This window comes from Stenotrophomonas sp. PUT21 (assembly GCF_052232875.1).
Classification (GTDB): Bacteria; Pseudomonadota; Gammaproteobacteria; order Xanthomonadales; family Xanthomonadaceae; genus Stenotrophomonas; species Stenotrophomonas maltophilia_N.
On the sequence record NZ_CP197645.1, the window covers coordinates 653,896 to 678,131 of the forward strand.

The window sequence follows — 24,236 nt, forward strand, 5'->3', positions numbered from 1 at the left end:
TGTGGCGAGGGACGCTGGAACCTTCGACAGGATTGCCGGCAGGGGCCGGTTCCGAGCCACAAGGAGCTACACAGTGGGACCTTGGTTTTCGTGCAGGGCGCTGGTGCTGGGACTGCTGTTGAGCGGAATGGCCTTCGCGGCCGATCGGATCAACATCAATACGGCGGATGCGTCGACGCTGCAGCAGGGATTGGCGAACGTGGGGCCGATGAAGGCCGAAGCGATCGTCGCGTACCGGCGACAACACGGCCCCTTCGAACACGTCGAGGATCTGGCGCGGGTGAAGGGGATAGGGACAGCTACCGTCGAACGGAATCGACAACGGATGACCACCGGGGCCAGGCAGGCGCCGGTCCAGGCACCGCCCAGGAGGGCAGCGCCGGCCACCGTACCAAGGCGCTGAACAACAGGACACGTCGGGACCGGCAGGAGGCCAGTCACTGGTTGCCACGGCAGGATGCCGCGGCGGCACCGACCGCTGCAGGGAGGCAGCACGCACGGACGCGGCGCGGAAGGAGTGGCGCGGACCCACCAGGACGGTGGCATCCAGACCCCGGGAAGGGCTGAGATGGCGGAAGCATATACGGCCGAGTGCACGGAGCATGGCCGGCACCCAGACTGGGCAGGACGCACAGGGGGAAGGCGGGATGCCGACAAGGATGTATCGATTGCCCGGTCTGCACAGGGAGGTGTGGCCGGGCAATTACTGTTTGGGGCGGACGAAAACCGGCCGGTGGCCGCGCGTGGTTTTCGCGAACGCATGCAGGCACTTCGTGTAGCGTGGCGGCATCTCTTTGAATGGATGCACGACATGGCAGTACGCAGCACGCTGTTGAGTCTGGCGCTCGGGACGCTGCTGGCGACCGGGATGCTCCCCGCCGCCGCCGCCAACAGTGCGCCGACGGCCAACACGACGACCGAGGCCCCGCGTGGCCCGACCGATCTCAAGCCCGGTGAATTCCTCTGGCATCCTGAGATATCGCCGTCCGGCCCGATCGTGCTGGTGGTCAGCCTCGATGAGCAGCGCGCCTACGTGTACCGCAACGGCATCGCGATCGGCATGAGCACGATCAGCTCGGGCAAGACCGGGCATGAAACCCCGACCGGTGTGTTCACCATCCTGCAGAAGGACAAGGACCACAAATCCAACCTCTACAACAGCGCGCCCATGCCTTACATGCAGCGCCTGACGTGGGACGGCATCGCCCTGCACGGCGGCAGCCTGCCCGGGCACCCGGCCTCGCACGGCTGCGTGCGGTTGCCCCAGGCGTTCGCGCAGAAGCTGTTCGGCGAGACCCATCGCGGCGACACCGTGGTGGTGGCCGATGCCAAGAGCGCGCCGATGACCCTGGCCTATCCGGCCGTGCTGGCGCCGGTCAGCAGCACCGGCAAGCCCCTGGTGGAGAGCACCGACGCACCCGCGCACTACTGGAATGATGCGGCCGCACCGGCGGGCCAGGTGGGCATCCTGGTCAGCCTGCACGACCAGCGCCTGTACGTGCTGCGCGATGGCGTGCTGATCGGTGAGTCGCGGCTGGAAGCCAAGGCGCTGCCGGCCTTCGAGGGCACGACCCTGTTCGTGATGGGGCAGGGCTACCAGGACAACCCCAGCCCGCTGGACCCGCACCGTCCGCTGCACCGTTGGACCGCCTACCCGCTGCTCGGCCAGACCGCCGCCAATGCGACCCCGGACCTGCTGGCCACGCCGAGCCTGCCGATGGCGCTGCCGCCGGAATTCGCCGAACAGCTGTACAGCGTGCTGGTGCCCGGCACCACGCTGCTGGTGACCAGCCTGCCGGCAGTACGCCCGGTGGCCGATGAACAGAACCTGCAGCCTGTCTTGGAATCCGATGCCGGTGGGTCCACTTTGTAAGGGTTGCCTGCGCTTGGTGAGGTGCCCGTGCCCGTTCTGAAATTGCTGCCTGCCGCGTTCTGCGGCCTGATTGCATCCGCCACCGCGGGCGCGGCCAGCCCTGCGCCGGCGCCGACCAGCAGCCCGGTGCAGATGGCCGAGATGCTGGCCAAGGCCGCCCCGGCGGCGGACAAGCACGTCCTGCAGCTGGCGGCGCGTGCGATGCGCTGTGCGCTGCGCCGGCCGGAGCTGGGCGTCGATCCGGGCAAGTTGAGCGTGATCGATTACTCGCGGCCGTCGACCGAACCGCGCATGTGGATTTTCGATCTCACGCGGCAGCGGCTGCTGTTCGAAGAGTGGGTCGCGCACGGGCGCAACAGCGGGGACAACCGCACCCAGCATTTCTCCAACAAGGACGGCAGCTTCATGTCCAGCCTTGGCGCGTTCACCGCCAAGGAAACCTATATGGGCGGCAACGGCTATTCGTTGCGCCTGGAGGGACTGGAGCCGGGCTTCAACGATCATGCCCGCGACCGCGCGATCGTCATCCACGGCGCGCCGTACGTGAATCCCGCGATCGCGCGCCTGCAGGGGCGCCTGGGCCGCAGCCTGGGCTGCCCGGCGGTGCGCCTGTCGGTGGCCCGGCCGCTGATCGACAGCCTGCGTGGCGGCACGATGGTGTTCGCGTACTACCCGGACAAGGATTGGCTGGCCCGTTCGCGTCTGCTCGAACCCGACTGCGGTGGCGTGTCCTGACAGGACTGCGGCAGGTCGGCTCAGGCACACTAGAGGCATGTCGACCGATACCGTCCTGAGCGCGGCCAGCCGCGTCATTCCCTCCTTCGAATACCGCCGCGAACGCTGGCGCAACGGCCTGGGCTGGACCCGCGAGATCCTGCGCGTGCCCGACAACGATGACTGGCAGGTGCGCCTGTCCATCGCCGAGATCGAGCAGGACGCCGCGTTCTCCGCGTTTCCCGGCATCGACCGCGAACTGGTGCTGCTGCGTGGCGAGGGCCTGCGGTTGCGTTTCGCCGATGGCACGCTGCATACACTGATGCCGCCGCATGATCGCCTGCGGTTTGCCGGCGAAGCGCAGGTGACCGGCGAACTGGTCGACGGCGTGACCCACGATTTCAATCTGATGTGGCGGCGTGATGCCGTCCAGGCCGAACTGCTGCATCGGCCCTTGGTGGGCAGCATGTTCTTCTTTACCGAACCCCAGGCGGCATGGGCGGTGCATCTGCTTGCCGGCCAGGCCGCGTTCGAAGGGGAACCGTCGCTGGCGCCGCTGGCCGCCGGTGACACCGCCTGGTTGGGCGCCGGTGAGCGCCGCCGGTTCGCCCTGCATGGCGGCGGGGAGTTGCTGGCGATCCGCGTGAGTGTGGGTGGCAGCAAGGCCTGATCGGCCGTAGGTAGCCCTCAGTACACGTCGCGCCGGTAGCGCCCGGCCACGATCAACGCTTCTTTTCCGTCGCGGCCCAGCGCCTGCACGATCACCGCATCCACCGCCGGGGCCATGCCCTGCAGGCTGCCGCAGACCAGGATCGTGGCACCGTCATGCACCCACTGCTGCAGCGTGTGGATCTGCGCCTGCAGCCGGTCCTGCACGTAGTGATGCTCGCCCCCGTCGCGACTGAAGACGGTATCCAGGCGCGCGATCCAGCCGTCGCGCTGCCAGGCGCGCAGGTCGTCGCCGAAGAAGAAATCATGCGCGGCGGTGCGTTCGCCGAACAGCAGCCAGTTGCGGCGCGCGCCGGCGCTGATCCGCTCGCGCAGGTGCGCGCGCAGGCCAGCGATGCCGGTGCCGTTGCCGATCAGGATCAGCGGCGTTGCCGCAGGCACACCGTGGAAATTCGGGTTGCTGCGGAAACGCAGATCGATGCGGCCCTCGATCGCGGCGTGATCGCAGAGCCAACCGCTGCCCAGCCCCGGCGTGCCATCAGGGCGCAGCTGACGGCGCAGCAGCAGCTGCACCTGGCCTTCGGCGGGCAGGCTGGCGATGGAGTACTCGCGATGCGGCAGCGGGCGTAACGCAGTGACCAGCGCGGCGGCGTCGGCAAACGCCGGGCGTTCCTCTTCACTGGGCAGATGCGCACGGGCGAGATGCACCCGCAGCGGCTGCCCATCGATGAGCGTATCGCCGTCCCACGGCGTCGCACCCAGCCAGGCCTCGACATCGGCCGCGGCATGCTGCGGCCCGATCTCCACCACGTCGCCGGCCTGCCACACCGGCAGCACGCCATCGGCAGGCACCAGCGTGACGCGGTAGGTCGGGGCGCCCGGGCTGCCCGGGTTTTCCAGATGCCGCGCCTGCAATTGCCACGGCAGGTACTCGGCCGGCGTCCAGTCCGGCAGTTCGGTGGCTTCACCGCCGAGCTGGCCGAGCAGCTGCTGCCAGTGACGCAGCGCCCCCGGATCGGCGTTGTCCACCTCGACCGTATCGAACAGCGGGTGCGCACCGCGCTGGCGCAGCCACGCATCGAACCGATGGCCGAACGCGCAGAAGTGCCCGTAGCTGCGATCGCCCAGCGCCAGCACGCCGTACTGCAGCTGTGGCAGTGCCAGCGCCTGTGGCATCACCTTGCGCAGGAACGGCAGGGCATGATCCGGCGCGTCGCCTTCGCCGGTGGTACTGACCACGAACAGCACCTGCGCACTGCGCTGCAGAAGCTCAGCCGTCACCGCATGCAGCGCACGGATGCGCACTGGCAGCCCAGCAGCGCGCAATGCCTCCGCGCTGCGTTCGCACAGCTGCTGTGCGAAGCCGGTCTGGCTGGCCCAGACCAGCAGAATTGGTGTGGGTCCGTTGTCGGCCACACGCTCCCGCCGCGGTCGTCCACGCCACCAGATCAGGGTGCAGAGCGCGGCGTAGAGCACCAGGCTGCCCGCTGCCCAGCGCCAGTGCGAGGCCAGCGGCGCGCTTTGCCACCAGGCGTCGCCCAGATGCAGGCGCAGCAGCGCCCAGGCAATGGCGCCCAGCAGCACCATGACCACGACATTGCCCCACCAGGAACGCGAGGGACGCAGACTCATGCCGCGCCCACGCGGTCATCGGCAAGCAACTGCTCGAATGCGGGACTCATGGATTCCTCGATGCCGTGCGCACCACGGCTGACAAAGCGTGCGGCCAGCGCATGGGTGCGTGCAAATGCCATGCCGTCGTCGCGGCCCATCACGGTCAACGCCGTGGCCCAGGCGTCGGCGTGCATGGCGCTGGCGGCGACCACGGTGACCGCCGCCGCCGCGCGCGTGACCGGTGCCCCGATGCGCGGATCCAGCGTGTGGCTGAACTGCTCGCCGCCGTGTTCGAAGTGGTGCCAACGATCGCCGGAAGTGGCCACGGCGCGCTCGCTCAGCGCCAGCACGCGCGGCGGATGGTCTGCCTGTGCATCGTCTTCCGGCGAGGATTCCACCAGCACGCGCCACGGCTGCCCATCGGGCTTGTGGCCAAACCCATGCAGCTCGCCCCCCACGTCCACCAGCGCCGCGTGCACCCCGTTCCGGCGCAGCCACGCGCTGACCTGATCGACACCAAAGCCCTTGGCGATCGCTGAGAGATCCAGTGCCAGTCCGCCGGGTTGGCGCAGGCGACCGGGCTGCCACTGCAGACGGTCCCAGCCACACCGCGCGCGGGTCGCGGCGAGGGTGGCAGCGTCGGGAATGCGCTGTGCCTGTGCCTGCGCACCGAACCCCCACAGCGCCACCAACGGGCCCACGGTGGGATCGAAGGCGCCGCCGCTGCGCTGTGCGATGTCCAGTGCGCACTGCATCACCGTGTCGAACAGCGGTGGCAGCGTCTGCCATTCACCGGCGGCCGCACGGTTGAAGCGTGAGATATCGCTGTCGGCTTCCCACGTACTCATCTGCGCGACCACGGTGTCGAGCTGTGCCTGGATGCCGACGTGCAGCGGGTGCAGGTCGCGGGTGGGCGCCACGGCCAGTTTTACCTGCCAGGTGGTGCCCATGGTGTGGCCACCTAGGCTGGCGATGTCGAGAACCGGGTTGTTCATGGGGGTGGGCACGTCGGGACCAGTAAGCCCGATGGCCGGACTGCGTCAGGTGAAAAGCCCCTGTCGGGTCCGACCGGGGCGGGATGAGGTGGACGTTGCAATGCACGCCGAAGGCGGTTACTCCGGCAGCACTTCCAGCGTGGCCACGTAGCTCAGGCGACGCTTCTTGGCTTCCTTGATCGACGTCTTGCTGTCCTCGGTGCCGGTCTCCAGCCAGTACATGCCCGCTTCGGGCCAGGTGACGGCAAACTCGCCCTTGGCATCGGTGCTGACCTCGATCTCTTCCTGCGCATTGCGGTACCGGGTACCGCCACGGGTGATCTCGAAGTCCAGCCCGGCGGTCGGCTTGCCGTCGACCAGCACGCGGAAGCGCGCGGCTTCACCGGCGACCAGATCGTTCGGGTGGGCCAGCGCGATCATCTCGATGCCCTGGTTGGTCGGCTTGAGCGCGGTGTCGTTCGGGGTGCCATTGGTGACGAAGGTTTCCACGCGGCCGACCGACTGCGAGACCTGCAGGTTCTTCGCGTTCTTCGGTACCTCGGTGGCGAAGGTGGCAGGGGTGCCGCGCCAGCGCTTGGGCTTGCCGTCTTCTTCCCAGCTGGCCGACAGCCCATTGTTGATCGTGGCCAGGCGGTAGGTGCCCTGCTGGGTCAGTTCGACATCGAACACGCTGCGGAACTTGCCGGTCGCCGCGTTCTGCGGCTGCACGGTGCTGCCGTCCGGCGCGGTGATGACCAGGTTGTCCAGGCGCAGCGGCACATGGTTGAAGTAGAACAGGTCGTTGGAAACAGCCGCATCGACGGTGATCCACGGGTTGGTACCCGCGATCACGGTCTGCGAGGGCTGCAGCCAGGCCTTGTGGGCCAGGGCGGAGAACGGAAGTGCGGCGGCCATGGCGGCGGCGAGGACGAGCGTGCGCTTCATCGAAAAACTCCAGGTGGATGAGGGATCAGGGCTTGGCGGTCAGGGTGACCAGACCGAGTTCGGTCGCGCCCTGGGCCTTGCCCGACTGTGCGGACGTGACCGGCCAGGTGAAGGGGATCTTGAGCAGTTCGCGGCCGCCGACTTCGCGCACCGCTTCTACCACGAGGGTGTAATTGCCCGGTGCCAGCGCCTTGAGTGCGGGCTGCTTGTCGTTGAATGACAACGCGTGCTTGCCAACCGGACGGGTCGGGCCGGTCACGCCGTCCACCGGCACCTCCAGCGTGCGGCCGCTCTTGCGCCACCACTGGCGCAGGTCGGGCAGCCACTTGGTGCCATGGCCTTCGGCGTTGCCGGTCTGCTGGTACCAGACCGACAGGTTGGCGGCCACCTTCTGGTCGGCGCCTTCCAGCCACACGGCCACATACGGGCGGTGGTACTCGGCCACGTTGAGCTTGGGTACTTCGACGTTGATGTCCAGGGTGGTGGCATAGGCCGGCGAGGTGGCCAGCAGGCCGCTCAGGGCGATGGTCAGGGTGACGCGCATGGTGCGGCTCCGGAAGGGGACGGTCAGTGAATGAGGATCAGGGCGATCAGCAGCGGGATCAGCAGCCCCAGGCCGACCAGCGGCCAGGTCATGCGGCGCTGGCGGGCATGCAGGTGCAGCAGGAACAGGCCGGTGATGCAGAACACCAGGCAGGCCACGGCGAAGATATCCAGGAACCAACCCCAGGCCGGCCCGGCATTGCGCCCTTTGTGCAGATCGTTGAAATAGGAGACCCAGCCGCGCGCCGTGGATTCGTATTCCACCGCGCCGGATTCCCGGTCGATGCTGAGCCACGCGTCCGCGCCCGGGCTGGGCATGGAGAGATAGATTTCGCCATCGGACCATTCGGCCGGGCGGCGCCCGATCGAGATACCGAGCTGCGTCTCCAGCCAGCGGCTGGCCACGCGCGGGATCGGTGCCTTGCCATCGGTGCGGTCGCTGAGCTTGCCGAGCAGCTCGGCAGGCAGTTCCAGCTGACGGCTGACTACCTCCGGCGTGGCTTCGATCCGGGAGGCATGGTTCAAGGTGATGCCGGTCGCGGCGAACAGCAGCATGCCGATCAGGCACACCGCCGAGCTGATCCAGTGCCACTGGTGCAGCGTGCGCAGCCAGAAGCCGCGGCGTTGTTGTTGCACGCTGGAAGAGGGAGCGCTGGTGGCCACGGTCGCAGGAGAGAGTACTGAGGGGCGAATTACACCATTGATGAGAATGATTCGCAATTTGTAGACAAAAAAGGCAGCGTTCCGTTGCCGGCCCGCTGCCCGAGGTCAAGGCCGGGCGCGACGTCACCTGGGACGCCGCGCCGGTGCGCCTCAGAACTTGGCGTTCAACGAGATCCAGTAGCTGCGGCGCTGGTCCTTGGTGGAATAGTCATCCACGCAGCTGTAGTCGCTGTCGCTGATCAGCACGCAGGACTGCGAGACGAAGTTCTTGTCGAACAGGTTGTTGACCCGTGCGTTGAGGGTCAGCCACGGGTTGATATCCCAGCTGCCGCCGAGGTGGAAGATCGTGTAGTCCTCGTAGTAGCGGGTCTGCGAGCTGCTGACGCCGCCGACATTGCTGACCAGCGTGTCGCGGTAGCGGTCGTAGCGGCCTTCGCCGATCAGCGACAGGCTCACCGCCTCGCTGATCTGCCAGTTCAGGCTGGCATTGGCCATGTGCCTGGCCGGGTTGCCGGTGATCGGCAGGCCCTTGCCGGTGCCGCTGGTCTGCTCGCTCCTGGTCCAGGTGTAGTTGCCGCGCAGCTGCAGGTTGTCCAGCAGATCGACCTGGGCGGCCGCTTCGACGCCACGGGTTTCGGCCTTGTCGATGTTCACGCTCTGGCCAAAGGTGCTGTAGCCCAGCTCGGCCCAGCCCGGGCCGATGTCCACGCAGTAGCTGCCATCGTTCGGGGCGACTTCGCAGTTGGCGAAGGTACCGCCGCTGGCGATCTTGTCGTCGAACTTGTTGAGGAAGCCGGTGAGGTTGAAGCCCCAGCGATCGCCTTCGTAGTACGCAGCGATCTCATAGTTGGTGCTGGTTTCCGGCTTGAGGTTGGGCGAGCCGACCAGCGGGATCACGCCCTGGCCACCGAAGCCGACGATGCCGGGGAACAGCTGGTCCGGACGCGGGGTCTTGTAGCCGGTGCTGACGCCGCCCTTGACGGTCCAGGCATCGTTGGCGTTCCACACCAGGTAGGCGCGCGGGCTGACGTGGCTGCCGAAGATGTTGTGGTCGTCATAGCGCACGCCGACCGTGGCGGTCAGGGTGTCGGTCAGCGACCAGTTGTCCTCGGCGAACAGCGCCCACATGCGGTGCTGCTGCTTCACGTTGTTCTTGTAGCCGGCGCCGTCCATGCCGAACACGCCGTCGATCATGTCGGTGTCGTTGTACTGGCCACCGACGGTCAGCTTGTGCGCGCCGAAGGTCAGGTCGAGCATGGTGTCCAGCACGTTGCCCTTCAGCTCCATCGTACGCAGCGGGCGCGGCAGGAAGGCCTGCAGGCGGGCCATCTCGGCCGGGTTGAGCGCAGCCAGCCCGTTGCGTGCGCTGGCCGCGCAGTTGGCGGCGGCACCAGTGCGGCGGCAGACATCGTTCCACAGCGTCTGCAGGTCGGCACGCTCGTCCAGCGTCAGCGGCAGCGAGCGGCCGAGGTTGTTGCTGGTGATGTGGGTCAGCGTGGTCTGCCAAGTGCCGAATTCATAGCGGCCCTGATGGGTCAGCGCCAGCTGGTCGCGCTCGTAACGCTGGTAGGCGGTGTAGCCCACGCGCGGCTGCACCACGCGGCGGGTGAGGGTGCCGGTGCCGTTCGGGTTGGGGATCGTGGCATTGCCTACGCGCCACAGGCTGGCCAGGCTGTCCAGAGTACCGGTCTGGCCTTCGCTGTTGTCGTACTTCTGGCGCGACACGTCGTAGTCCAGCCACAGCTCGTGGTCGTCGTTGACGTTGAAGTTCAGGCGCAGGCCGGTGTTCCAGTTGGTGTTGGCCACGGCCTTGCCGCCGGCACCGAAACCGATGGTGCGCGACCACAGCGTGCCGTCCGGCAGCGGCAGGTCGTCCCACTCCGGGTTGGAGGCTTTGGCGTCGTAATAGCTGCCGCGCACCGACACGCCCAGGCGGTCCTTGATCAGCGGGCCGCTCAGGTAGACATCGGTGCTGCGTGCATCACCGAACTGGTCGTCCTGCTGCACCGTGAAGCCCTGGGTGACCGCGCCGTGCCACTCGGTCTGGTTGCGGCGGGTGATGATGTTGATGACCCCGCCCATCGCATCCGAGCCGTACAGGGTGGACATCGGGCCGCGGACCACTTCGATGCGTTCGATCGCATCCAGCGGCGGCATGTACGAGAACTGGCCACCGCCGAAGTTGTTCGGGTACAGATTGCCGGCGTTGCTCTGGCGGCGGCCGTCGATAAGTACCAGGGTGTAGTCCGACGGCATGCCGCGCATGGAGATGGTGGCACGGCCGTTCTTGTCGGTCGGCTCCATGCCCACGTCGATGCCTTCCACGTCGCGCAGTGCATCCACCAGGCTGGTGTAGGGGCGCTTGCTCAGCTCTTCGCGGCTGATCACGCTGATGCTGGCTGGCGCATCGGCGATCTTCTGTTCGAAGCCGGCGGCGGTGACGACCACCTTGTCCAGCGTGGTCGGGCCGGCGACCTCGCCGTGGGCGAAGGCCGGGGCGCTCAGCGCGCCGAGCAGGGCGATGGACAGGGTGCAGCGGGACAGGGACGTGCGACGACGATGGCGCTGGGCCATGGGGGTAACCTCGGAAAGGAGAACGCGGACGCGACATGGCTGGCCGCAGGGCGGCAGCACGCGCAGGAATCAGGAAGGCCCGAAGCGGGCAGAACGCGCAGGACCGCAGGCAGGCGCGATGGCGCCGCCGGCGGCCGGACTCAGCCCTGCGGTGGGGCTTGGCCGCGCTGGACGCGCAGGCCGGGTGCAGCAGGCAGCGGCGTGGCCGGTGCCGAATCGATGGCGGGCACGATCCGCGGTGGCTGCGCCACCAGGGTGGCCATCAACGCATCCAGCGATTCCACGACCGGCGGCAGCGAAGGCGGTTGCCGGGGGGGCGGGGCAGGGCGCGCGCTGGCGACCCGGCGCGGCTTGGCCGGGGCTTCTTCCTGGGGAGTGGTCTCACCACCGCTGCCCAGGCCCTCGTCCATCGGCATCTGCAGGACCATCACGGTGCTGCCCGGAGCCGCCCGCTCCAGCACCGGCAGGCCGGCCAGCAGCAGCGAGAACACGCCCAGCCATGCCAGCACGGTCGACAACGCCTGCTGCCGCCCGCGCATGGCGGGAGCAAAGCTGCGGTGGCGGTGTGGATGGCGCAAGGCAGACCCCTGTGAACGGCCGGTCGATGAGCCGACCAGCATCGCGGCGGGATTGTAGGTGAGATGCGTTAGCGGACGCAAATGAGAATGATTAATGATTCGGGGCACTCATAGGCGGCAGCCCTTGCCATCACGCGACCAGCGCCCGGATCGCCGGGTGTGGCGAGGCGGCCAATGCAGGCCGCAGATGGGCCAGAAACGACGGACTGCCGTGCGCCAGTGCGCGACGCAGCCAGTCTGCTGCACCGTCGATGTCCCCGGCAGCGAGCAGCAACGAAGCATGGCTGGCCTGGCCGCGGAAGTCGCCGGCCTCGGCCGAGCGTCGATACCACGCCGGTGCCGCGGCAGGATCGGCGGCTACGCCGATCCCGTCTTCCAGGCAGCGACCGACCAGATTCATCGATTTGGCATGGCCGAGGCGCGCGGCGCGCAGGTACAGGGCGAACGCGGCGCGTTCATCGCGCGGCAGCCCGCGGCCGGTGCCCAGCAGGTTGGCCAAGTTGTACAGGCCCCAGTCCAGCCCGGCATCGGCCGCCTTGCGATACCAGACCGCGGCCAGCGCCAGGTTGACCGGCGTTCCGGTGCCGAGTTCGTGACAGCGCCCGAGCATGTTCATGGCGATGGCCAGGCCACCGTTGGCGGCGCGCTCGAACCAGAGCACGGCCGCGGCGGCATCGGGCGCGATGCCGCGGCCTTCCATGCGGGCCTGGCCGAGCAGGTACTGCGCCTGTGGGTCGCCGCGTTGCGCGGTGGCTTCCAGGGTGGCGAGCGCGGCGGCCGGATCGTGCTGCAGCTGGTCAGCCAGTTGCGCCACGTCGAGCGCGGGCAGGGCTGCCTCAGACATCGGCCCACTGCCGCAACAGGTTGTGATACACGCCGGTGAGGTTCACCAGCGCGGGGTGTTCGGGGTGGTCATGGGTGAGGCGGCGGATCGAGACATCCAGATCCCACATCAGGCGCCGCTGGCCGTCATCGCGCAGCATGCTCTGGATCCAGAAGAACGAGGCCAGCCGCGTGCCGGCGGTGACCGGGGTGACCTGGTGCAGGCTGGTGCCCGGGTACAACACCATGTGGCCGGCCGGCAGTTTGACCCGCTGGTTGCCGTAGGTGTCTTCGATCACCAGCTCGCCGCCCTCGTACTCGTCCGGATCGCTCAGGAACAACGTGGCCGACAGATCGGTGCGCACCGGCTGCGGTTGGCCCGGGGCGGTGTAGTCGTAGCGCACTGCGTTGTCGACATGGAACCCGAAGGTCTGCCCCGGCTGATAGCAGTTGAACAGCGGCGGGAAAATGCGACGCGGCAATGCAGCCGAGAAGAAGGTGCTGTTGCGCCCGAGTGCATCGAGGATGGCCGAGCCGACCGCACGCGCGGCCGGATCGGACTCGGGCAACTGCAGGTTGTGTTTGGCCTGCGCGGACTGGTAGCCCGCGGTCAGGCGACCGTCGGTCCAGCCGGCCGTGGCCAGCTGCTGGCGGGCCTGGGTGACCTGCTCGGCGGTGAGGACGTCGGGAATGTGCAGCAGCATGGCGGGCTCCAGCCCCTCCCGCACGAGCGCGCGGGAGGGGGCGTATCGCTTAGAACTTGAAGTTGAAGGCCAGCGTGGCCGAACGACCCGGCGCGATGGCGGCGTAGTGCGAAGCGTACGCCTTGGTGAAGTAGGTTTTGTTGGTCAGGTTCTGTACGTTCAACTGCAGGCTGTAGCGCTGGCTGAAGGCGTAGCCGACCATCGCGTCCCAACGGGTGTAGGACGGCACCCACTTGGTGTTGTTGACGTTGCCGTAGACCTTGTCCACATAGTTCGCACCAGCACCCAGGCTCAGGCCCGGCACGAACGACGGCGCCCAGGTGGTCCACAGGCTGGCACTGTGCTTGGCGGTGTTGGGGAACGCGTTGCCGTTGAACGGCGATGGCACGTAGACCCCGTTGACCAGCGCAAAACCGTTGTCCTCGACCACGGCATCCAGGTAGGTGTAACCACCGAAGACCTGCCAGCCCTCCACGATCGTGCCGCTGAAGCCCAGCTCGGCGCCCTTGACCTTTTTGGTACCGGCGTTCTGCGTGGTGCCTGCATCGCTGGTCACGCGCGCGTTGCTCATCTCGGTCTGGAAGATCGCACCGGTCAGCGACAGGCGGGCATCGAACAGATCCCACTTCGTGCCCAGCTCGATGTTGCGGCTGCGCTGCGGCTTGAGATCCTGGATGGTCGCGCTGATGCCGTCGGCGCCGTCGCCGCCGTCCACGCCGACCGGGGTGGAGGAGGTGCCCCAGGACAGGTAGATGCTGCCGTTGGCGACCGGCTTGAACACCAGGCCGGCCTGGCCGTTCCAGAACGAGGTGTCATTGCGCAGGTGCTGCAGGTTGGCCGCCGCCGTCGGGTTGAACTGATGCGTGTTGTAGTCGTCGAAGCGCGCACCCAGGTTCAGCATCCACTGCTCGCTGAAGCTGATCGTGTCGAACACATAGGCCGACTTGGTGCGGGTGGTCTGGCGCACATCGCGGGCCGGATCGCTGCGGGTGACGGTATGCGTGGCCGACCACGGATCGTTCGGGTTGGGGTTGGTCAGGTCGGTGCAGTTGTAGCCCGTGGCCGCGCCGGTGGTCGGGCAGCTCTGGTTGCCGGTCAGCGGGTTGTTGGTGCCTGCGGTGGTCTGGCCATTGGGACGGCGCACGTCGGCGATCGCGTAGGTGCCGCGTACGGTCTTTTCGCTGCTGTACTCCACGCCGGCGTTGAAGCTGTGGCGCAGCGGGCCGGTTTCCAGCTCACCGGTCACGCTGGTCTGGTTGACGACGCTGTCGGTCTGCGTGGCGCGCGCGTTGGTGCGGCGCCAGACGGTGCCGAACAGGTTCGGGTTGCCCTTGCTGTCGTCCGGCTGGGTCCACAGGTAATCGTTGCGGGTATCGCCGTAGCGGGTGATGTTGCGCAGCACGATGCCGCCGAAATCATGCGACAGGTTCAAGGTGGTGATGTCCGCCTTGGTCTTCTGGAAGTCGCGGTCGACCAGGCCGTAGAACGCGTCGCGGTTGGTCACGATCGGACTGCCGTCGCCATTGAGCGACAGGTTGGGGCCGCTGGTGAACGGGTTGTTGTACGGGAAGCCGCCGGCATCGAGCAGGTCGTCGGTTTCCATGTGGTAGTGGCTGATCACCACCTGCGTCGGGCCGTTGAGGCCGAACGCCAGTGATGGTGCGATGCCCCAGCGGCTGCTGTTGACCTCATCGCGGCCGGCCACGTCGGCATCGTGCTTCATGAGGTTGATGCGCGCGGCGATGCCGTCGCCGATCACCTCGTTGGCATCCAGGGTGCCGCGGCGGTAGCTGTCGGTGCCGGCGGCCAGGCTGCCGGACACGAAGTTCTCCAGCTTGGGCGTCTTGCTGACCAGGCTGATGGTGCCGCCGGCCGAACCGCGGCCGGAGTAGGCCGAGCTGGGGCCTTTGACCACGTCGATCTGCTCGATGGCGAACACTTCACGGGTCTGGCTGCCGGCGTCGCGGATGCCATCCACATAGATGTCCGAGGCCGAATCGAAGCCGCGGATGAAGGGGCGGTCACCGGTCGGGTTGCCGCCTTCGCCGGCGCCGAAGGTGATGCCCGGCACGGTGCGCAGCGCATCGAGCAGGGTGGTGGCGGCGGTCTGCTCGATCACCTGCTGGGAGATCACGCTGACCGACTTGGGCGTATCCAGCAGCGGTGCGGTGAATTTTGAGGACTGCGCACGCACGCGCTCGCCGTGGACATCCACGCCATCCAGTTCGGTGGCGCGCTGCGGATCGGCGGCAGCGTCGGTCTCGGCATGGGCGATGGCGGGGGCGGCGATGGCCAGCAGCAGGGCGGACGACAACGGAGTCGGGCGGACGGTCATGGTGATTCCTGGAGGACGGACGAAGGCCGGACAGCGTGTGGCGGTCACGGCGGAGCGGAGGCAGGTGGGGAAACGGGCAGATGCCGACGGCGCCGCGATGGCACGGGCGTGGGCGGGCAGCGACGCGCAGCGTCGCCGCTGGAATCAGGCGTGGGGAGGGGCGTGGCCGGGGTTGAGCCGCAGCGAAGGTTCCAGCCGCTGCCAGCGCAGCGCGTCGGAGCGCCACAGCGGGACGACGGCGACCCAGGGCGCGCGATGCGCGCGAGCCGGCAGGGCCGGAGCGCTTGGCTCGGGGTCTGGGCCGGTTTCGGCGCTCAGGCTGGGCTCGGCGGCCGGACGCTCCGGTGCGGGCGCGGTGGGCGCGCAGGACTCGGCGCTGCCGGTATTCAACAAGGCCGGGGCTGTGCCCGCTGCCGGCAATGACCCGGCGTTACCGCTACCCGCGCCCAGCCAGCCGCAGCCCAGCAGCACCACGCAGAACGTGGCCCACAGGGCGGCGATACCAAGGGCGGAGCGGTTGGCGGACACGGCTTACCGGGCAGAGGCGGCAAAGTGACCGCAATGCCTATGGTAATAGGAACAATTCGCGTTTTCAAAACGCCGACGTTCAGCCCGGCTCAGTCGCGGTCGTCGCGGGCCCAGACGGCGTCGTGTTCGCGCTTGACCGGAAATTTCGCCACCGGCGAGTAGGCCGGGGCGCACAGCGCGGCACCATCGCGGATGTCGAAGCGGGCCCCGTGCAGGACGCACTCGATACTGGCCTCGCCGGTGTCGAAGGTGCCCGAAGACAGTTCGAACTCATCGTGGGTGCACTGGTCTTCCAGCGCGTACAGTTCGCCGTCCAGGTTGAACACCACGATCGGCGTGCCGGTCACCTCGTCGAAGGTGCTCTTCATCTCGCCGGGCAGCAGCTCGGCGCTGGCGCAGACGAAGGTCCAGGTCTCGCTCACGCCGGCACCGCCAGCGGCTTTTCCAGGATTTCAAAGCGCAGATCGTCGCGCTTGGGGATGCCGAAGCGCTCATCACCGTACGGAAAGGGCTTCTTGATGCCGGTGCGCTGGTAGCCGCGGCGCTCGTAGAAGGCGATCAGCTCATCGCGGACGTCGATCACCGTCATCTGCATGACCGGCACGCCCCACTCGCGTGCGGCGTGGGCCTCGGCCGCCAGCATCAGCTGCTTGCCGATGCCGCCGCCCTGCTGGGCCGGGTCTACTGAGAACATGCCGAAGTAGCCCTTGCCGTGGTCATCGGCCACGTGCGCGCAGGCCAGCAGTTGACCATCGCGCTCGGCGAGCAGGATGGTGGAGCGTGGCTTGGCGAGATCGGCCTGCAGGCCGTCGGCGTCGATGCGGGCGCCGTCCAGCAGGTCGGCCTCGGTGGTCCAGCCGGCCCGGCTGGCATCGCCACGGTAGGCGGAGGTGACCAGGGCGATCAGGGCGGGGATGTCGGCGGCAGTGGCCGCGCGGAAGGTCAGGGTGCTCATGGCGCCATTTTAGGCCGCCAGGGGCCACGACGGAAATGAGCGGGGCGGGCCATGAAAAAAACGCCGTGGCAAGCCACGGCGTTCCGGTGGGGCGCAGGTTGGCGCGGGCTCAGCCCAGCAGCTTGCGCACTTTGTTCAGCGCCACGATGAAGCGCTCGATTTCCTCATGCGTGTTGTAGAACGCCAGCGAGGCGCGGCAGGTCGCGGCGACGCCGTAGTACTGCAGCAGCGGGTGCGCACAGTGCTGGCCCGAGCGCACGGCGACACCTTCCAGATCCAGCAGGGTGGCCAGATCGTGCGAATGCGCGCCGTCCACCAGGAAGGAGACCACCGCCGCCTTGTCCGGCGTGGTGCCGAAGATGCGCAGGCCGTCGATCTTGTTCAGTTCTTCGGTGAAGTGCGCCAGCAACTCGCCTTCGCGGGCTTCCACGTGCTCCAGGCCCAGTGACTCCAGGTAGTCCACCGCCACGCCCAGGCCGATGAAGCCGGCGATGTTCGGGGTACCGGCTTCGAACTTGTGTGGCGCGTCGTTGAACACCGTGCCTTCGAAGCTGACTTCCTTGATCATCTCGCCACCGCCGAGGAAGGGCGGCATGGCCTCGAGGTGTTCGCGCCTGGCCCACAGGGCGCCCGTGCCGGTCGGGCCGCACATCTTGTGGCCGGTGATGGCATAGAAGTCGCAGCCGATCGCGGGGATGTCGACCTTGCGGTGCGGGACGGCCTGCGAGCCGTCGACCACGGTGATGATGCCGCGCTTGCGGGCCTCACGGCAGATCTCGCGGACCGGATTGACCGTGCCCAGCACGTTGGAGACGTGGGCAACCGCGAGCAGCTTGACCTCGGGGGTCATCGCCGCGCGCAGCGCATCCAGATCCAATGCACCCTCCGGGGTGATCTCGGCCACGCGGATCGTGGCGCCGGTGCGCTGGGCGACCAGCTGCCACGGCACGATGTTGGCATGGTGTTCCATGCGCGAGACCAGGATGACATCACCGGCCTTGAGCCGTGGCAACGCCCACGAATACGCGACCAGATTGATCGCGAAGGTGGTGCCACTGCACAGCACCAGCTCGCTGGCGCGCACGTTGAGGAAGCGCGCCAGCTTGTTGCGCGCGCCTTCGTAGGCATCGGTCGCTTCGGTGCCGAGCGCATGCACCGCACGGCTGACGTTGGCGTTGTAGCGGCGGTAGAACTCGTCCACCGCGCCGATCACCTGCACCGGCTTCTGGCCGGTGTTGGCGTTGTCGAAATACACCAGCGGCTTGCCGTGCACTTCGCGCATCAACAGCGGGAAGTCCAGGCGCACGCGGTCCCAATCGGGCGCGGCGCCGGTATCGGCGACCGGGCGCGGCGTGGACAGGTTCATGCCACGCCCGCCACGGCCAGCGCACGGCTGAGCTGGGCGGTGAGCTGCTCGGTCAGGCGTGCGTCGAGGACGTTCAGCGGTTCATGGCAGAACGCGGCGCTCAGCAGCTGCTGCGCGCGATCGGCCGGCAGGCCACGCGAACGCAGGTAGAACAGCGCGTTCGCGTCGAGCTGGCCGACCGTAGCACCGTGCGCGGCCTTCACTTCGTCGGCGTCGATCACCAGCGTGGGCTGGGTATCGATCTCGGCATCGGCCGAAAGCAGCAGGTTCTTGTTGGAGAGGTTGGCGTCGGTGCCATCGGCGCCTTCGCGGATGTGGATGCCACCGTGGAAGACCACGCGGCTGCGGTTGGCCGCCACGCCTCGCCAGACCATCTCCGAGGCGGTATCGCGCGCGATGTGCTCGATGCCCAGGCGGGTATCGACATGGCGGCGGCCATTGCCGAGCAGCACGCCGTTGGCGGTCAGCTGGGCGTTGTCGCCTTCCAGGCGGACGTTGAGCTCATGGCGGCTCAGCGCGGCACCCAGTTCCAGATCCACGCGGCGGTACTGCGCGTTGCGGGCCAGCACCGCGTCGGTGCGCAGCAGCGAGGTGGCGCGGGTGGCGTCGGCCTGCACGCGGGCGTGCGAGAGCTCGGCATCCTGCGCGAGGTGGACGTGCACCAGGGTGTTGTGCAGGTGCGCGGCATCACCGACATGCAGGTGATGTTCGACCACGCCCAGCGCGGCACCGCCGCGCAGTTCGATCAGGTGGCGATGGTGCCAGGACAGATCGGTCTCGCCGGCCACGCTGATGAAGACCAGCTGCAGCGGCGCCTCGACCTGCACGCCTTCTTCCACGCGCAGCAGCACGCCTTCATCGGCGAGTGCAGCGTTGAGGCGGGCAAACACTTCCTCGCTGCGCTCGAAGCGACGACCGAGGAAACGGGCGGCTTCATCGCCGGCGGCCAGCGCTGAGGACAGCGTGGCCAGCTGCACACCGGCCGGCACCGCCGCGACATCGCTCAGCGCACCGGACGGGCGGCCATTGACGAACACCAGCCGCGGCGACGGAATGTCGGCCAGCAGGGCGGCATCGACCACGGCCGGGGCGAGCGGGGCGGGCTGGAAGCTGCGACGCTCCAACTGGCGCAGCGAGGTGTATTTCCAGGCTTCGGTACGCGGGCCGGGCAGGCCGGCCTGCAGGGCGGCATCCAGCTCGGCGCGACGTGCATCGCTGCCGCAGAAGCCGCTGGCGAGGGAATCGAGCAGGGCGCTCATCAGACCGCTGCCTCCGGCACCACGCGGTCCTTCAGGAAGTGGTAGCCGTGGGCTTCCAGTTCCAGGGCCAGTTCCGGGCCGCCGCTCTGCACGATCTTGCCATCGGCCAGCACGTGCACCACGTCCGGCTTGATGTAGTCGAGCAGGCGCTGGTAATGAGTGATCACGATGAAGGAACGGTCCGGCGAACGCAGCGCGTTGACGCCGTCGGCCACGCTCTTGAGCGCGTCGATATCCAGGCCCGAGTCGGTTTCATCCAGGATCGCCAGCTTCGGCTCGAGCACGGCCAGCTGGAAGATCTCGTTGCGCTTCTTCTCGCCACCGGAGAAGCCTTCGTTGACGCCGCGGTGCAGCAGTTCGTCCTTCAGGTGCAGTACGGCCAGCTTCTGGCGCACGAGCTTGAGGAACTGCATCGAATCCAGTTCTTCCTCGCCGCGCGCCTTGCGCTGGGCGTTGAGCGCGGCGCGCAGGAAGTAGGTGTTGTTCACGCCCGGGATCTCCACCGGGTACTGGAAGGCCAGGAACAGGCCGGCGGCGGCGCGTTCTTCCGGCGCCAGCTCGAGCAGATCACGGCCTTCGAACTGCACGCTGCCTTCGCTCACGTCATAGCCGTCGCGGCCGGCCAGGACATTGCCCAGGGTGGACTTGCCGGCGCCGTTGGGGCCCATGATGGCGTGCACCTGGCCGGGCTTCACGTCGAGCGAGAGGCCCTTGAGAATCTCTTTTTCGCCGATGCGTGCGTGGAGGTTGTCGATCTTCAACATGTCGATAATCGTCTTGTCAGATAGGGGAACTGGAGGCAGCGCGACTCAGAGGTCGTATTCGCTGCGCTCGAGGAATTCGTTGCGCAGGTAGGCGGTACGCGCGGTGGTCAATGCCGCCTTGGCGCTGGAATACAGCATCGGGTACATCGAGCCGTACAGGAAACGCGGATTCTCATCCTCGCCCACCGGGTAGCGCGCTTCCAGGTCGGCGTCACGCAGCTGGATCCACAGCCGCTGTGCCGCTTTCATCTTCGCCAACGCCACGGGCTCGCCGGCCAGCTTGGTCACGATCTGGCGGTAGACGGTATTCAATTCGGCATCGGCCTTCTTGAAATCCTGATCGGCGCAAGCATTGAGTTCGAGCTGATTGCCGTCGGGGTTGCACGCCACCTCCTGCGCGAACGCCGGGGCCGCCGCGGACAGCACCAGGGCCAGGGTCAGCACGGTCTTCATCCGACTGAGCCTTCCAGGCTGACGTCCAGCAGCTTCTTGGCTTCCACCGCGAACTCCATCGGCAGCTCGCGGAAGACCTGCTTGCAGAAGCCATCGACGATCATCGACACCGCATTTTCCTGGTCGATGCCGCGGGCGCGGCAATAGAACAGCTGGTCGTCGGAGATCTTGGAGGTGGTCGCTTCGTGCTCGACCGTCGCGGTGGGATTCTTCACCTCGATATAGGGGAAAGTGTGCGCGCCGGATTTCTTGCCGATCAGCAGCGAGTCGCACTGGGTGTAGTTGCGCGCACCCTCGGCGCCACGGTCCATCTTCACCAGGCCGCGGTAGGTGTTCTGCCCATGGCCGGCACTGATGCCCTTGCTGACGATCTTGCTCTTGGTGCGCTTGCCGATGTGGATCATCTTGGTGCCGGTGTCGGCCTGCTGACGATGGTGGGTCAGCGCGACCGAATGGAATTCGCCGACCGAATCGTCGCCGAGCAGCACGCAGGACGGGTACTTCCAGGTGATCGCCGAGCCGGTCTCGACCTGGGTCCAGGTGACCTTGCTGCGCGCGCCACGGCATTCGGCACGCTTGGTGACGAAGTTGTAGATGCCGCCCACGCCGTTTTCATCGCCCGGGTACCAGTTCTGCACCGTGGAGTACTTGATCTCGGCTTCTTCCAGCGCGACCAGCTCGACCACCGCGGCATGCAGCTGGTTCTCATCGCGCATCGGCGCGGTGCAGCCTTCCAGGTAGGACACGTACGCCTTGTCTTCGCAGATGATCAGCGTGCGCTCGAACTGGCCGGTGTGGCCGGCGTTGATGCGGAAGTAGGTGCTCAGTTCCATCGGGCAACGCACGCCCTTGGGGATGAACACGAAGCTGCCATCGGAGAACACCGCCGAGTTGAGCGCGGCGAAGTAGTTGTCGCCGACCGGGACCACGGTGCCCAGGTACTGTTTGACCAGCTCCGGGTGCTCCTTGATCGCTTCGGACATCGAGCAGAAGATCACGCCCTTCTCGGCCAGTTCCTTGCGGAACGTGGTGCCGACGGAAACCGAATCGAACACCGCATCCACGGCGACGCCGGCCAGCTTGGCACGCTCATGCAGCGGCACGCCGAGCTTGTCGTAGGTGTCCAGCAGTTCCTTGGGCACCTCGTCCAGCGAGGCGTACTTCGGGCCCTTCGGCGCGGAGTAATAGCTCAGTGCCTGCAGGTCGATCTGTGCGATCTGCAGCTTGGCCCAGTCCGGCATCGGCATGGTCAGGAAGTGGCGGTAGGCGTCCAGGCGCCACTGCGTCATCCACTCCGGCTCGTCCTTCTTGGCCGACAGGGCACGGATGGTGTCTTCGTCCAGGCCGGGCGGCAACGAGTCCGATTCGATATCCGTGATGAAGCCTGCCGAGTATTTGCGGCCGAGCTGCTCGTGGATCTCGCGGTTGGGGGTATCGCCGGTGGCGACGGTGTCGAGGGTATCGGTGGCCATGGGGGCTGCCTGATCAGGAGACGACATCCGCCGCGATCGCGCGGCGGTGGGCGTCAACAAGGGGAAGAGGGGGCAGGATCTGCGCCAGGGTGACCGCGCGCAGCGCTTCGGACACCACGTCGTTGATCATCCGCCAGCTGCTGCGCGCGCCACACTGCAGCTCGCGGCCGCACTGGCTGTGGTCGTGGGCGCATTCGGTCAGGCCCAGCGGCCCTTCCATGGCTTCCACGATCTCGAACAGCGTGATCTGGTCCGCCGCGCGGGTCAGGCGGTAGCCGCCGCGGACGCCGCGCAGGCCTTCCACCAGCCCGGCCTGGGCCAGCGGCTTGAGCAGTTTGCTGACGGTCGGCGGTTCCAGACGGGCGAACTCGGCCAGTTCAGTCGCACTGAGCACCTCGCCCGGGCGGGCGGCGAGCACGGTCAACACGACGGTGGCGTAATCGGTGAGTTTGGTGACGCGGAGCATGTGGGGTGCAGAACCATAAAGCGGACTGAAATTGTACGCTTTTCTCCGGCGGCATCCAACCCGCCCGTTCAGGCACCCGCAGGGCGGCCCTCGGCGCGTATTGAACCGCATCGCTTTGGCAATCACAAAGATTAAGCGAGAATCGGGGCTTCCCACCGCAACGGTCAGCCAGATGCCCAAGAAGATCCAGGCCCGCAAGTCCACCATCCATGGCAATGGCGTGTTCGCGCTGGCGCCGATCAAGAAAGGTGAGCGGGTCATCCAGTACAAGGGTCTGCTGCGCAGCCACGCCGACGTGGACGCCGACGACACCGGGGATGTGGAGAGCGGCCATACCTTCCTGTTCACCCTCAATGACGACTACGTCATCGACGCGAACTACAAGGGCAATGACGCGCGCTGGCTCAACCACAGCTGCGATCCCAACTGCGAAGCGGTGATCGAGGAAGCCGAGGGCGACAACCGCCGCGAGGACAAAGTGTTCATTGAGGCGATCAAGGACATCCAGCCGGGCGACGAGCTGACCTACAACTACGGCATCACCCTGGCCGAGCGTCACACCGCGCGCCTGAAGAAGATCTGGGAATGCCGCTGCGGCTCGAAGAAGTGCACCGGTACCATGCTGCAGCCCAAGCGCTGATCGCGCCGGAAGTCACCGGCCGCGCGTGCCGGTGACCGCGCCGACACGCTGTGCACATCCTGGTCACCGTCGCCCAATGCGCCCGTGGCCACACTGAGCGCTCCTACTTATTGGAGCCGCTCATGGCACATGCACTCAACGGCAAGCACATCGCCATCCTCGCGACCGATGGCTTCGAACAGTCCGAGCTGCAGGATCCCAAGCGACTGCTGGAATCCTGGGGCGCCTCGGTCAAGGTGATCGCACCCGGTGACGCCAGCCAGATCCGTGGCTGGAAAGACAAGGATTGGGGCGAGAACGTGAAGGTCGATACGCCGCTGAAAGGCGCCAAGGCCGAAGATTACGACGCGCTGGTACTGCCCGGCGGCGTGATCAATCCGGACAAACTGCGCATCGACACGGATGCGATCGCGCTGATCAAGGCGTTCGGCGCGGCCGGCAAGCCGGTCGCCGCCATCTGCCACGGCCCGTGGCTGCTGGTGGAGTCCGGGCTGGCCAAGGGCCGCAAGGTGACCTCCTGGCCGTCGCTGAAAAGCGATCTCGGCAATGCCGGGGCCGAATGGACCGATGCCGAGGTGGTGGTCGATGGCGGCCTGATCACCAGCCGCAAGCCGGGCGATATTCCCGCCTTCGCCGATGCGGTGGCCAAGGCATTGGCCGGCTGATCGGGTGGGGGCACCGACCGTCGGTCGGTGCCCACCGTGTTATTTGCTCAGCAACCCGGCCGGCACCAGCGCGCCGAGATCCTGGTTGAAGGTGACCACCAGCTTGCCGTTCTCCACCTGCGCCGACTGCACCTGCAGCGTGCCAAGTACTGCGGCCACACTCGGGTCGATCTTGTAGATCGGCTCGCGCTGGGCGTAATCAGTGAGCCAGGCATTGAGCAGCCCGCGCGTGCGTGAATCCAGCTTGCCGCCGTTGTTGGCCGGGGTGAAATCATCGACCGTCGGTTCCTGCAGGTGGAAGCCCTGGGTCTGCGCGTCATAACGCAGGCCGCTGCTCAGTTTCACCTTGCCCAGTGGCGCCGGGTTGCCGCCGGCGGTCGCCATGGCGACATCGAAGCCAAGGTCCAGCCGGCTGCCCTGCGGAAGGGTCAGCTGAGGATGGCTCATCGTCATTGCGATCAGGCCGCCCAGCGCATTCTGGGTGCGCGGGAAGCTGCCATCCAGATACTGCTGCACATCGGTGGCGCCGACCGACAACTGGCGGCCGGACACACTGGGCGCAGCCTGCGCACCGATGGCGGCGGCCAGCAGCACGGTGCAGGCGGCGAGGCGGGACAACAGCGGGCGAACGTTCATGGCGACAGGCCGTGGGGAATGAGA

The 24,236-nt window shown here is 67.3% G+C and carries 26 protein-coding genes; 6 read left to right on the plus strand and 20 right to left on the minus strand.

All coding sequences use genetic code 11. The annotated features are described in order from the left end of the window. The first annotated feature begins 127 nt into the window (after window positions 1-127). From ACTT2I_RS03145 to ACTT2I_RS03160, 4 genes are all read left to right on the plus strand, one after another. Window positions 128-403 carry a ComEA family DNA-binding protein gene (locus tag ACTT2I_RS03145; RefSeq protein ID WP_019185650.1) on the plus strand — a complete coding sequence of 92 codons (276 nt, stop codon included), beginning with the start codon at window positions 128-130 and terminating at the stop codon, window positions 401-403. Window positions 404-811: 408 nt separating this feature from the next. Then, window positions 812-1,873 (plus strand): L,D-transpeptidase, encoded by a 1,062-nt coding sequence (locus ACTT2I_RS03150; RefSeq protein WP_421100501.1) that lies wholly within the window; start codon window positions 812-814, stop codon window positions 1,871-1,873. 132 nt (window positions 1,874-2,005) lie between these two features. Then, a complete protein-coding gene (locus tag ACTT2I_RS03155; RefSeq protein WP_253247658.1) occupies window positions 2,006-2,608 on the plus strand; it encodes a murein L,D-transpeptidase catalytic domain family protein in 603 nt (200 codons plus the stop codon). Window positions 2,609-2,645: 37 nt separating this feature from the next. Further along, window positions 2,646-3,257 carry a HutD/Ves family protein gene (locus ACTT2I_RS03160; protein WP_421100502.1) on the plus strand — a complete coding sequence of 204 codons (612 nt, stop codon included), beginning with the start codon at window positions 2,646-2,648 and terminating at the stop codon, window positions 3,255-3,257. A 17-nt stretch (window positions 3,258-3,274) separates the two neighbouring features. Here ACTT2I_RS03160 and ACTT2I_RS03165 read toward each other — a convergent pair whose 3' ends face one another. The 19 genes from ACTT2I_RS03165 to ACTT2I_RS03255 all read right to left on the minus strand — a co-directional run bounded on the left by ACTT2I_RS03165 (window position 3,275) and on the right by ACTT2I_RS03255 (window position 22,271). Further along, window positions 3,275-4,888, minus strand: a complete 1,614-nt coding sequence (locus ACTT2I_RS03165; RefSeq protein ID WP_421100503.1) for a sulfite reductase subunit alpha — start codon at window positions 4,886-4,888, stop codon at window positions 3,275-3,277. Beyond that, window positions 4,885-5,865, minus strand: a complete 981-nt coding sequence (locus ACTT2I_RS03170; protein WP_421100504.1) for an FAD:protein FMN transferase — start codon at window positions 5,863-5,865, stop codon at window positions 4,885-4,887. Before ACTT2I_RS03170 ends, ACTT2I_RS03165 begins: the two co-directional genes overlap by 4 nt. A 117-nt stretch (window positions 5,866-5,982) precedes the next feature. Then, window positions 5,983-6,789 carry a DUF4198 domain-containing protein gene (locus ACTT2I_RS03175; RefSeq protein WP_421100505.1) on the minus strand — a complete coding sequence of 269 codons (807 nt, stop codon included), beginning with the start codon at window positions 6,787-6,789 and terminating at the stop codon, window positions 5,983-5,985. A 25-nt stretch (window positions 6,790-6,814) separates the two neighbouring features. Then, window positions 6,815-7,333 carry a DUF2271 domain-containing protein gene (locus ACTT2I_RS03180; protein ID WP_070426792.1) on the minus strand — a complete coding sequence of 173 codons (519 nt, stop codon included), beginning with the start codon at window positions 7,331-7,333 and terminating at the stop codon, window positions 6,815-6,817. A 23-nt stretch (window positions 7,334-7,356) separates the two neighbouring features. Continuing rightward, window positions 7,357-7,995, minus strand: coding sequence for a PepSY-associated TM helix domain-containing protein (locus tag ACTT2I_RS03185; protein WP_088432799.1), 639 nt, complete (start codon window positions 7,993-7,995; stop codon window positions 7,357-7,359). Between the two features lie 150 nt (window positions 7,996-8,145). Then, window positions 8,146-10,569, minus strand: coding sequence for a TonB-dependent receptor domain-containing protein (locus ACTT2I_RS03190; protein ID WP_421100506.1), 2,424 nt, complete (start codon window positions 10,567-10,569; stop codon window positions 8,146-8,148). Window positions 10,570-10,709: 140 nt separating this feature from the next. After that, window positions 10,710-11,147, minus strand: coding sequence for a hypothetical protein (locus tag ACTT2I_RS03195; protein WP_421100507.1), 438 nt, complete (start codon window positions 11,145-11,147; stop codon window positions 10,710-10,712). Between the two features lie 130 nt (window positions 11,148-11,277). After that, on the minus strand, window positions 11,278-11,991 hold the full coding sequence (locus ACTT2I_RS03200; protein ID WP_421100508.1) for a tetratricopeptide repeat protein: 714 nt from the start codon (window positions 11,989-11,991) through the stop codon (window positions 11,278-11,280). After that, the gene (locus ACTT2I_RS03205; RefSeq protein ID WP_019185662.1) at window positions 11,984-12,673 is read right to left on the minus strand and encodes a Fe2+-dependent dioxygenase; all 690 of its coding nucleotides are present in this window, start codon (window positions 12,671-12,673) and stop codon (window positions 11,984-11,986) included. Before ACTT2I_RS03205 ends, ACTT2I_RS03200 begins: the two co-directional genes overlap by 8 nt. A 49-nt stretch (window positions 12,674-12,722) precedes the next feature. Next, window positions 12,723-15,008 carry a TonB-dependent receptor gene (locus ACTT2I_RS03210; protein WP_443096779.1) on the minus strand — a complete coding sequence of 762 codons (2,286 nt, stop codon included), beginning with the start codon at window positions 15,006-15,008 and terminating at the stop codon, window positions 12,723-12,725. 144 nt (window positions 15,009-15,152) lie between these two features. Further along, on the minus strand, window positions 15,153-15,536 hold the full coding sequence (locus tag ACTT2I_RS03215) for a hypothetical protein (RefSeq protein ID WP_088432793.1): 384 nt from the start codon (window positions 15,534-15,536) through the stop codon (window positions 15,153-15,155). A gap of 89 nt (window positions 15,537-15,625) precedes the next feature. Further along, a complete protein-coding gene (locus ACTT2I_RS03220; RefSeq protein WP_176990811.1) occupies window positions 15,626-15,958 on the minus strand; it encodes a non-heme iron oxygenase ferredoxin subunit in 333 nt (110 codons plus the stop codon). After that, window positions 15,955-16,491 carry a GNAT family N-acetyltransferase gene (locus ACTT2I_RS03225; RefSeq protein ID WP_088432791.1) on the minus strand — a complete coding sequence of 179 codons (537 nt, stop codon included), beginning with the start codon at window positions 16,489-16,491 and terminating at the stop codon, window positions 15,955-15,957. The genes ACTT2I_RS03220 and ACTT2I_RS03225 overlap by 4 nt, the downstream gene beginning before the upstream one ends. Window positions 16,492-16,600: 109 nt before the next feature. Then, window positions 16,601-17,857 carry a cysteine desulfurase gene (locus ACTT2I_RS03230; RefSeq protein WP_088432790.1) on the minus strand — a complete coding sequence of 419 codons (1,257 nt, stop codon included), beginning with the start codon at window positions 17,855-17,857 and terminating at the stop codon, window positions 16,601-16,603. Beyond that, the gene (gene sufD / locus ACTT2I_RS03235) at window positions 17,854-19,116 is read right to left on the minus strand and encodes a Fe-S cluster assembly protein SufD (RefSeq protein WP_421100510.1); all 1,263 of its coding nucleotides are present in this window, start codon (window positions 19,114-19,116) and stop codon (window positions 17,854-17,856) included. Before sufD ends, ACTT2I_RS03230 begins: the two co-directional genes overlap by 4 nt. Continuing rightward, the gene (sufC, locus tag ACTT2I_RS03240; protein ID WP_088432788.1) at window positions 19,116-19,880 is read right to left on the minus strand and encodes a Fe-S cluster assembly ATPase SufC; all 765 of its coding nucleotides are present in this window, start codon (window positions 19,878-19,880) and stop codon (window positions 19,116-19,118) included. Before sufC ends, sufD begins: the two co-directional genes overlap by 1 nt. Window positions 19,881-19,925: 45 nt before the next feature. Next, a complete protein-coding gene (locus tag ACTT2I_RS03245) occupies window positions 19,926-20,333 on the minus strand; it encodes a lysozyme inhibitor LprI family protein (RefSeq protein WP_421100511.1) in 408 nt (135 codons plus the stop codon). Then, window positions 20,330-21,805 carry a Fe-S cluster assembly protein SufB gene (gene sufB / locus ACTT2I_RS03250; protein WP_421100512.1) on the minus strand — a complete coding sequence of 492 codons (1,476 nt, stop codon included), beginning with the start codon at window positions 21,803-21,805 and terminating at the stop codon, window positions 20,330-20,332. Before sufB ends, ACTT2I_RS03245 begins: the two co-directional genes overlap by 4 nt. A gap of 13 nt (window positions 21,806-21,818) precedes the next feature. Continuing rightward, on the minus strand, window positions 21,819-22,271 hold the full coding sequence (locus tag ACTT2I_RS03255; protein WP_026070170.1) for an SUF system Fe-S cluster assembly regulator: 453 nt from the start codon (window positions 22,269-22,271) through the stop codon (window positions 21,819-21,821). 172 nt (window positions 22,272-22,443) lie between these two features. Between ACTT2I_RS03255 and ACTT2I_RS03260 the strand changes: the two genes are divergently transcribed. Further along, window positions 22,444-22,911, plus strand: a complete 468-nt coding sequence (locus ACTT2I_RS03260) for an SET domain-containing protein (protein WP_088432785.1) — start codon at window positions 22,444-22,446, stop codon at window positions 22,909-22,911. 122 nt (window positions 22,912-23,033) lie between these two features. After that, window positions 23,034-23,576 carry a type 1 glutamine amidotransferase domain-containing protein gene (locus ACTT2I_RS03265; RefSeq protein ID WP_421100513.1) on the plus strand — a complete coding sequence of 181 codons (543 nt, stop codon included), beginning with the start codon at window positions 23,034-23,036 and terminating at the stop codon, window positions 23,574-23,576. 39 nt (window positions 23,577-23,615) lie between these two features. Here ACTT2I_RS03265 and ACTT2I_RS03270 read toward each other — a convergent pair whose 3' ends face one another. Next, window positions 23,616-24,212 carry a DUF1439 domain-containing protein gene (locus ACTT2I_RS03270; protein WP_088432783.1) on the minus strand — a complete coding sequence of 199 codons (597 nt, stop codon included), beginning with the start codon at window positions 24,210-24,212 and terminating at the stop codon, window positions 23,616-23,618. Window positions 24,213-24,236: the final 24 nt, after the last annotated feature.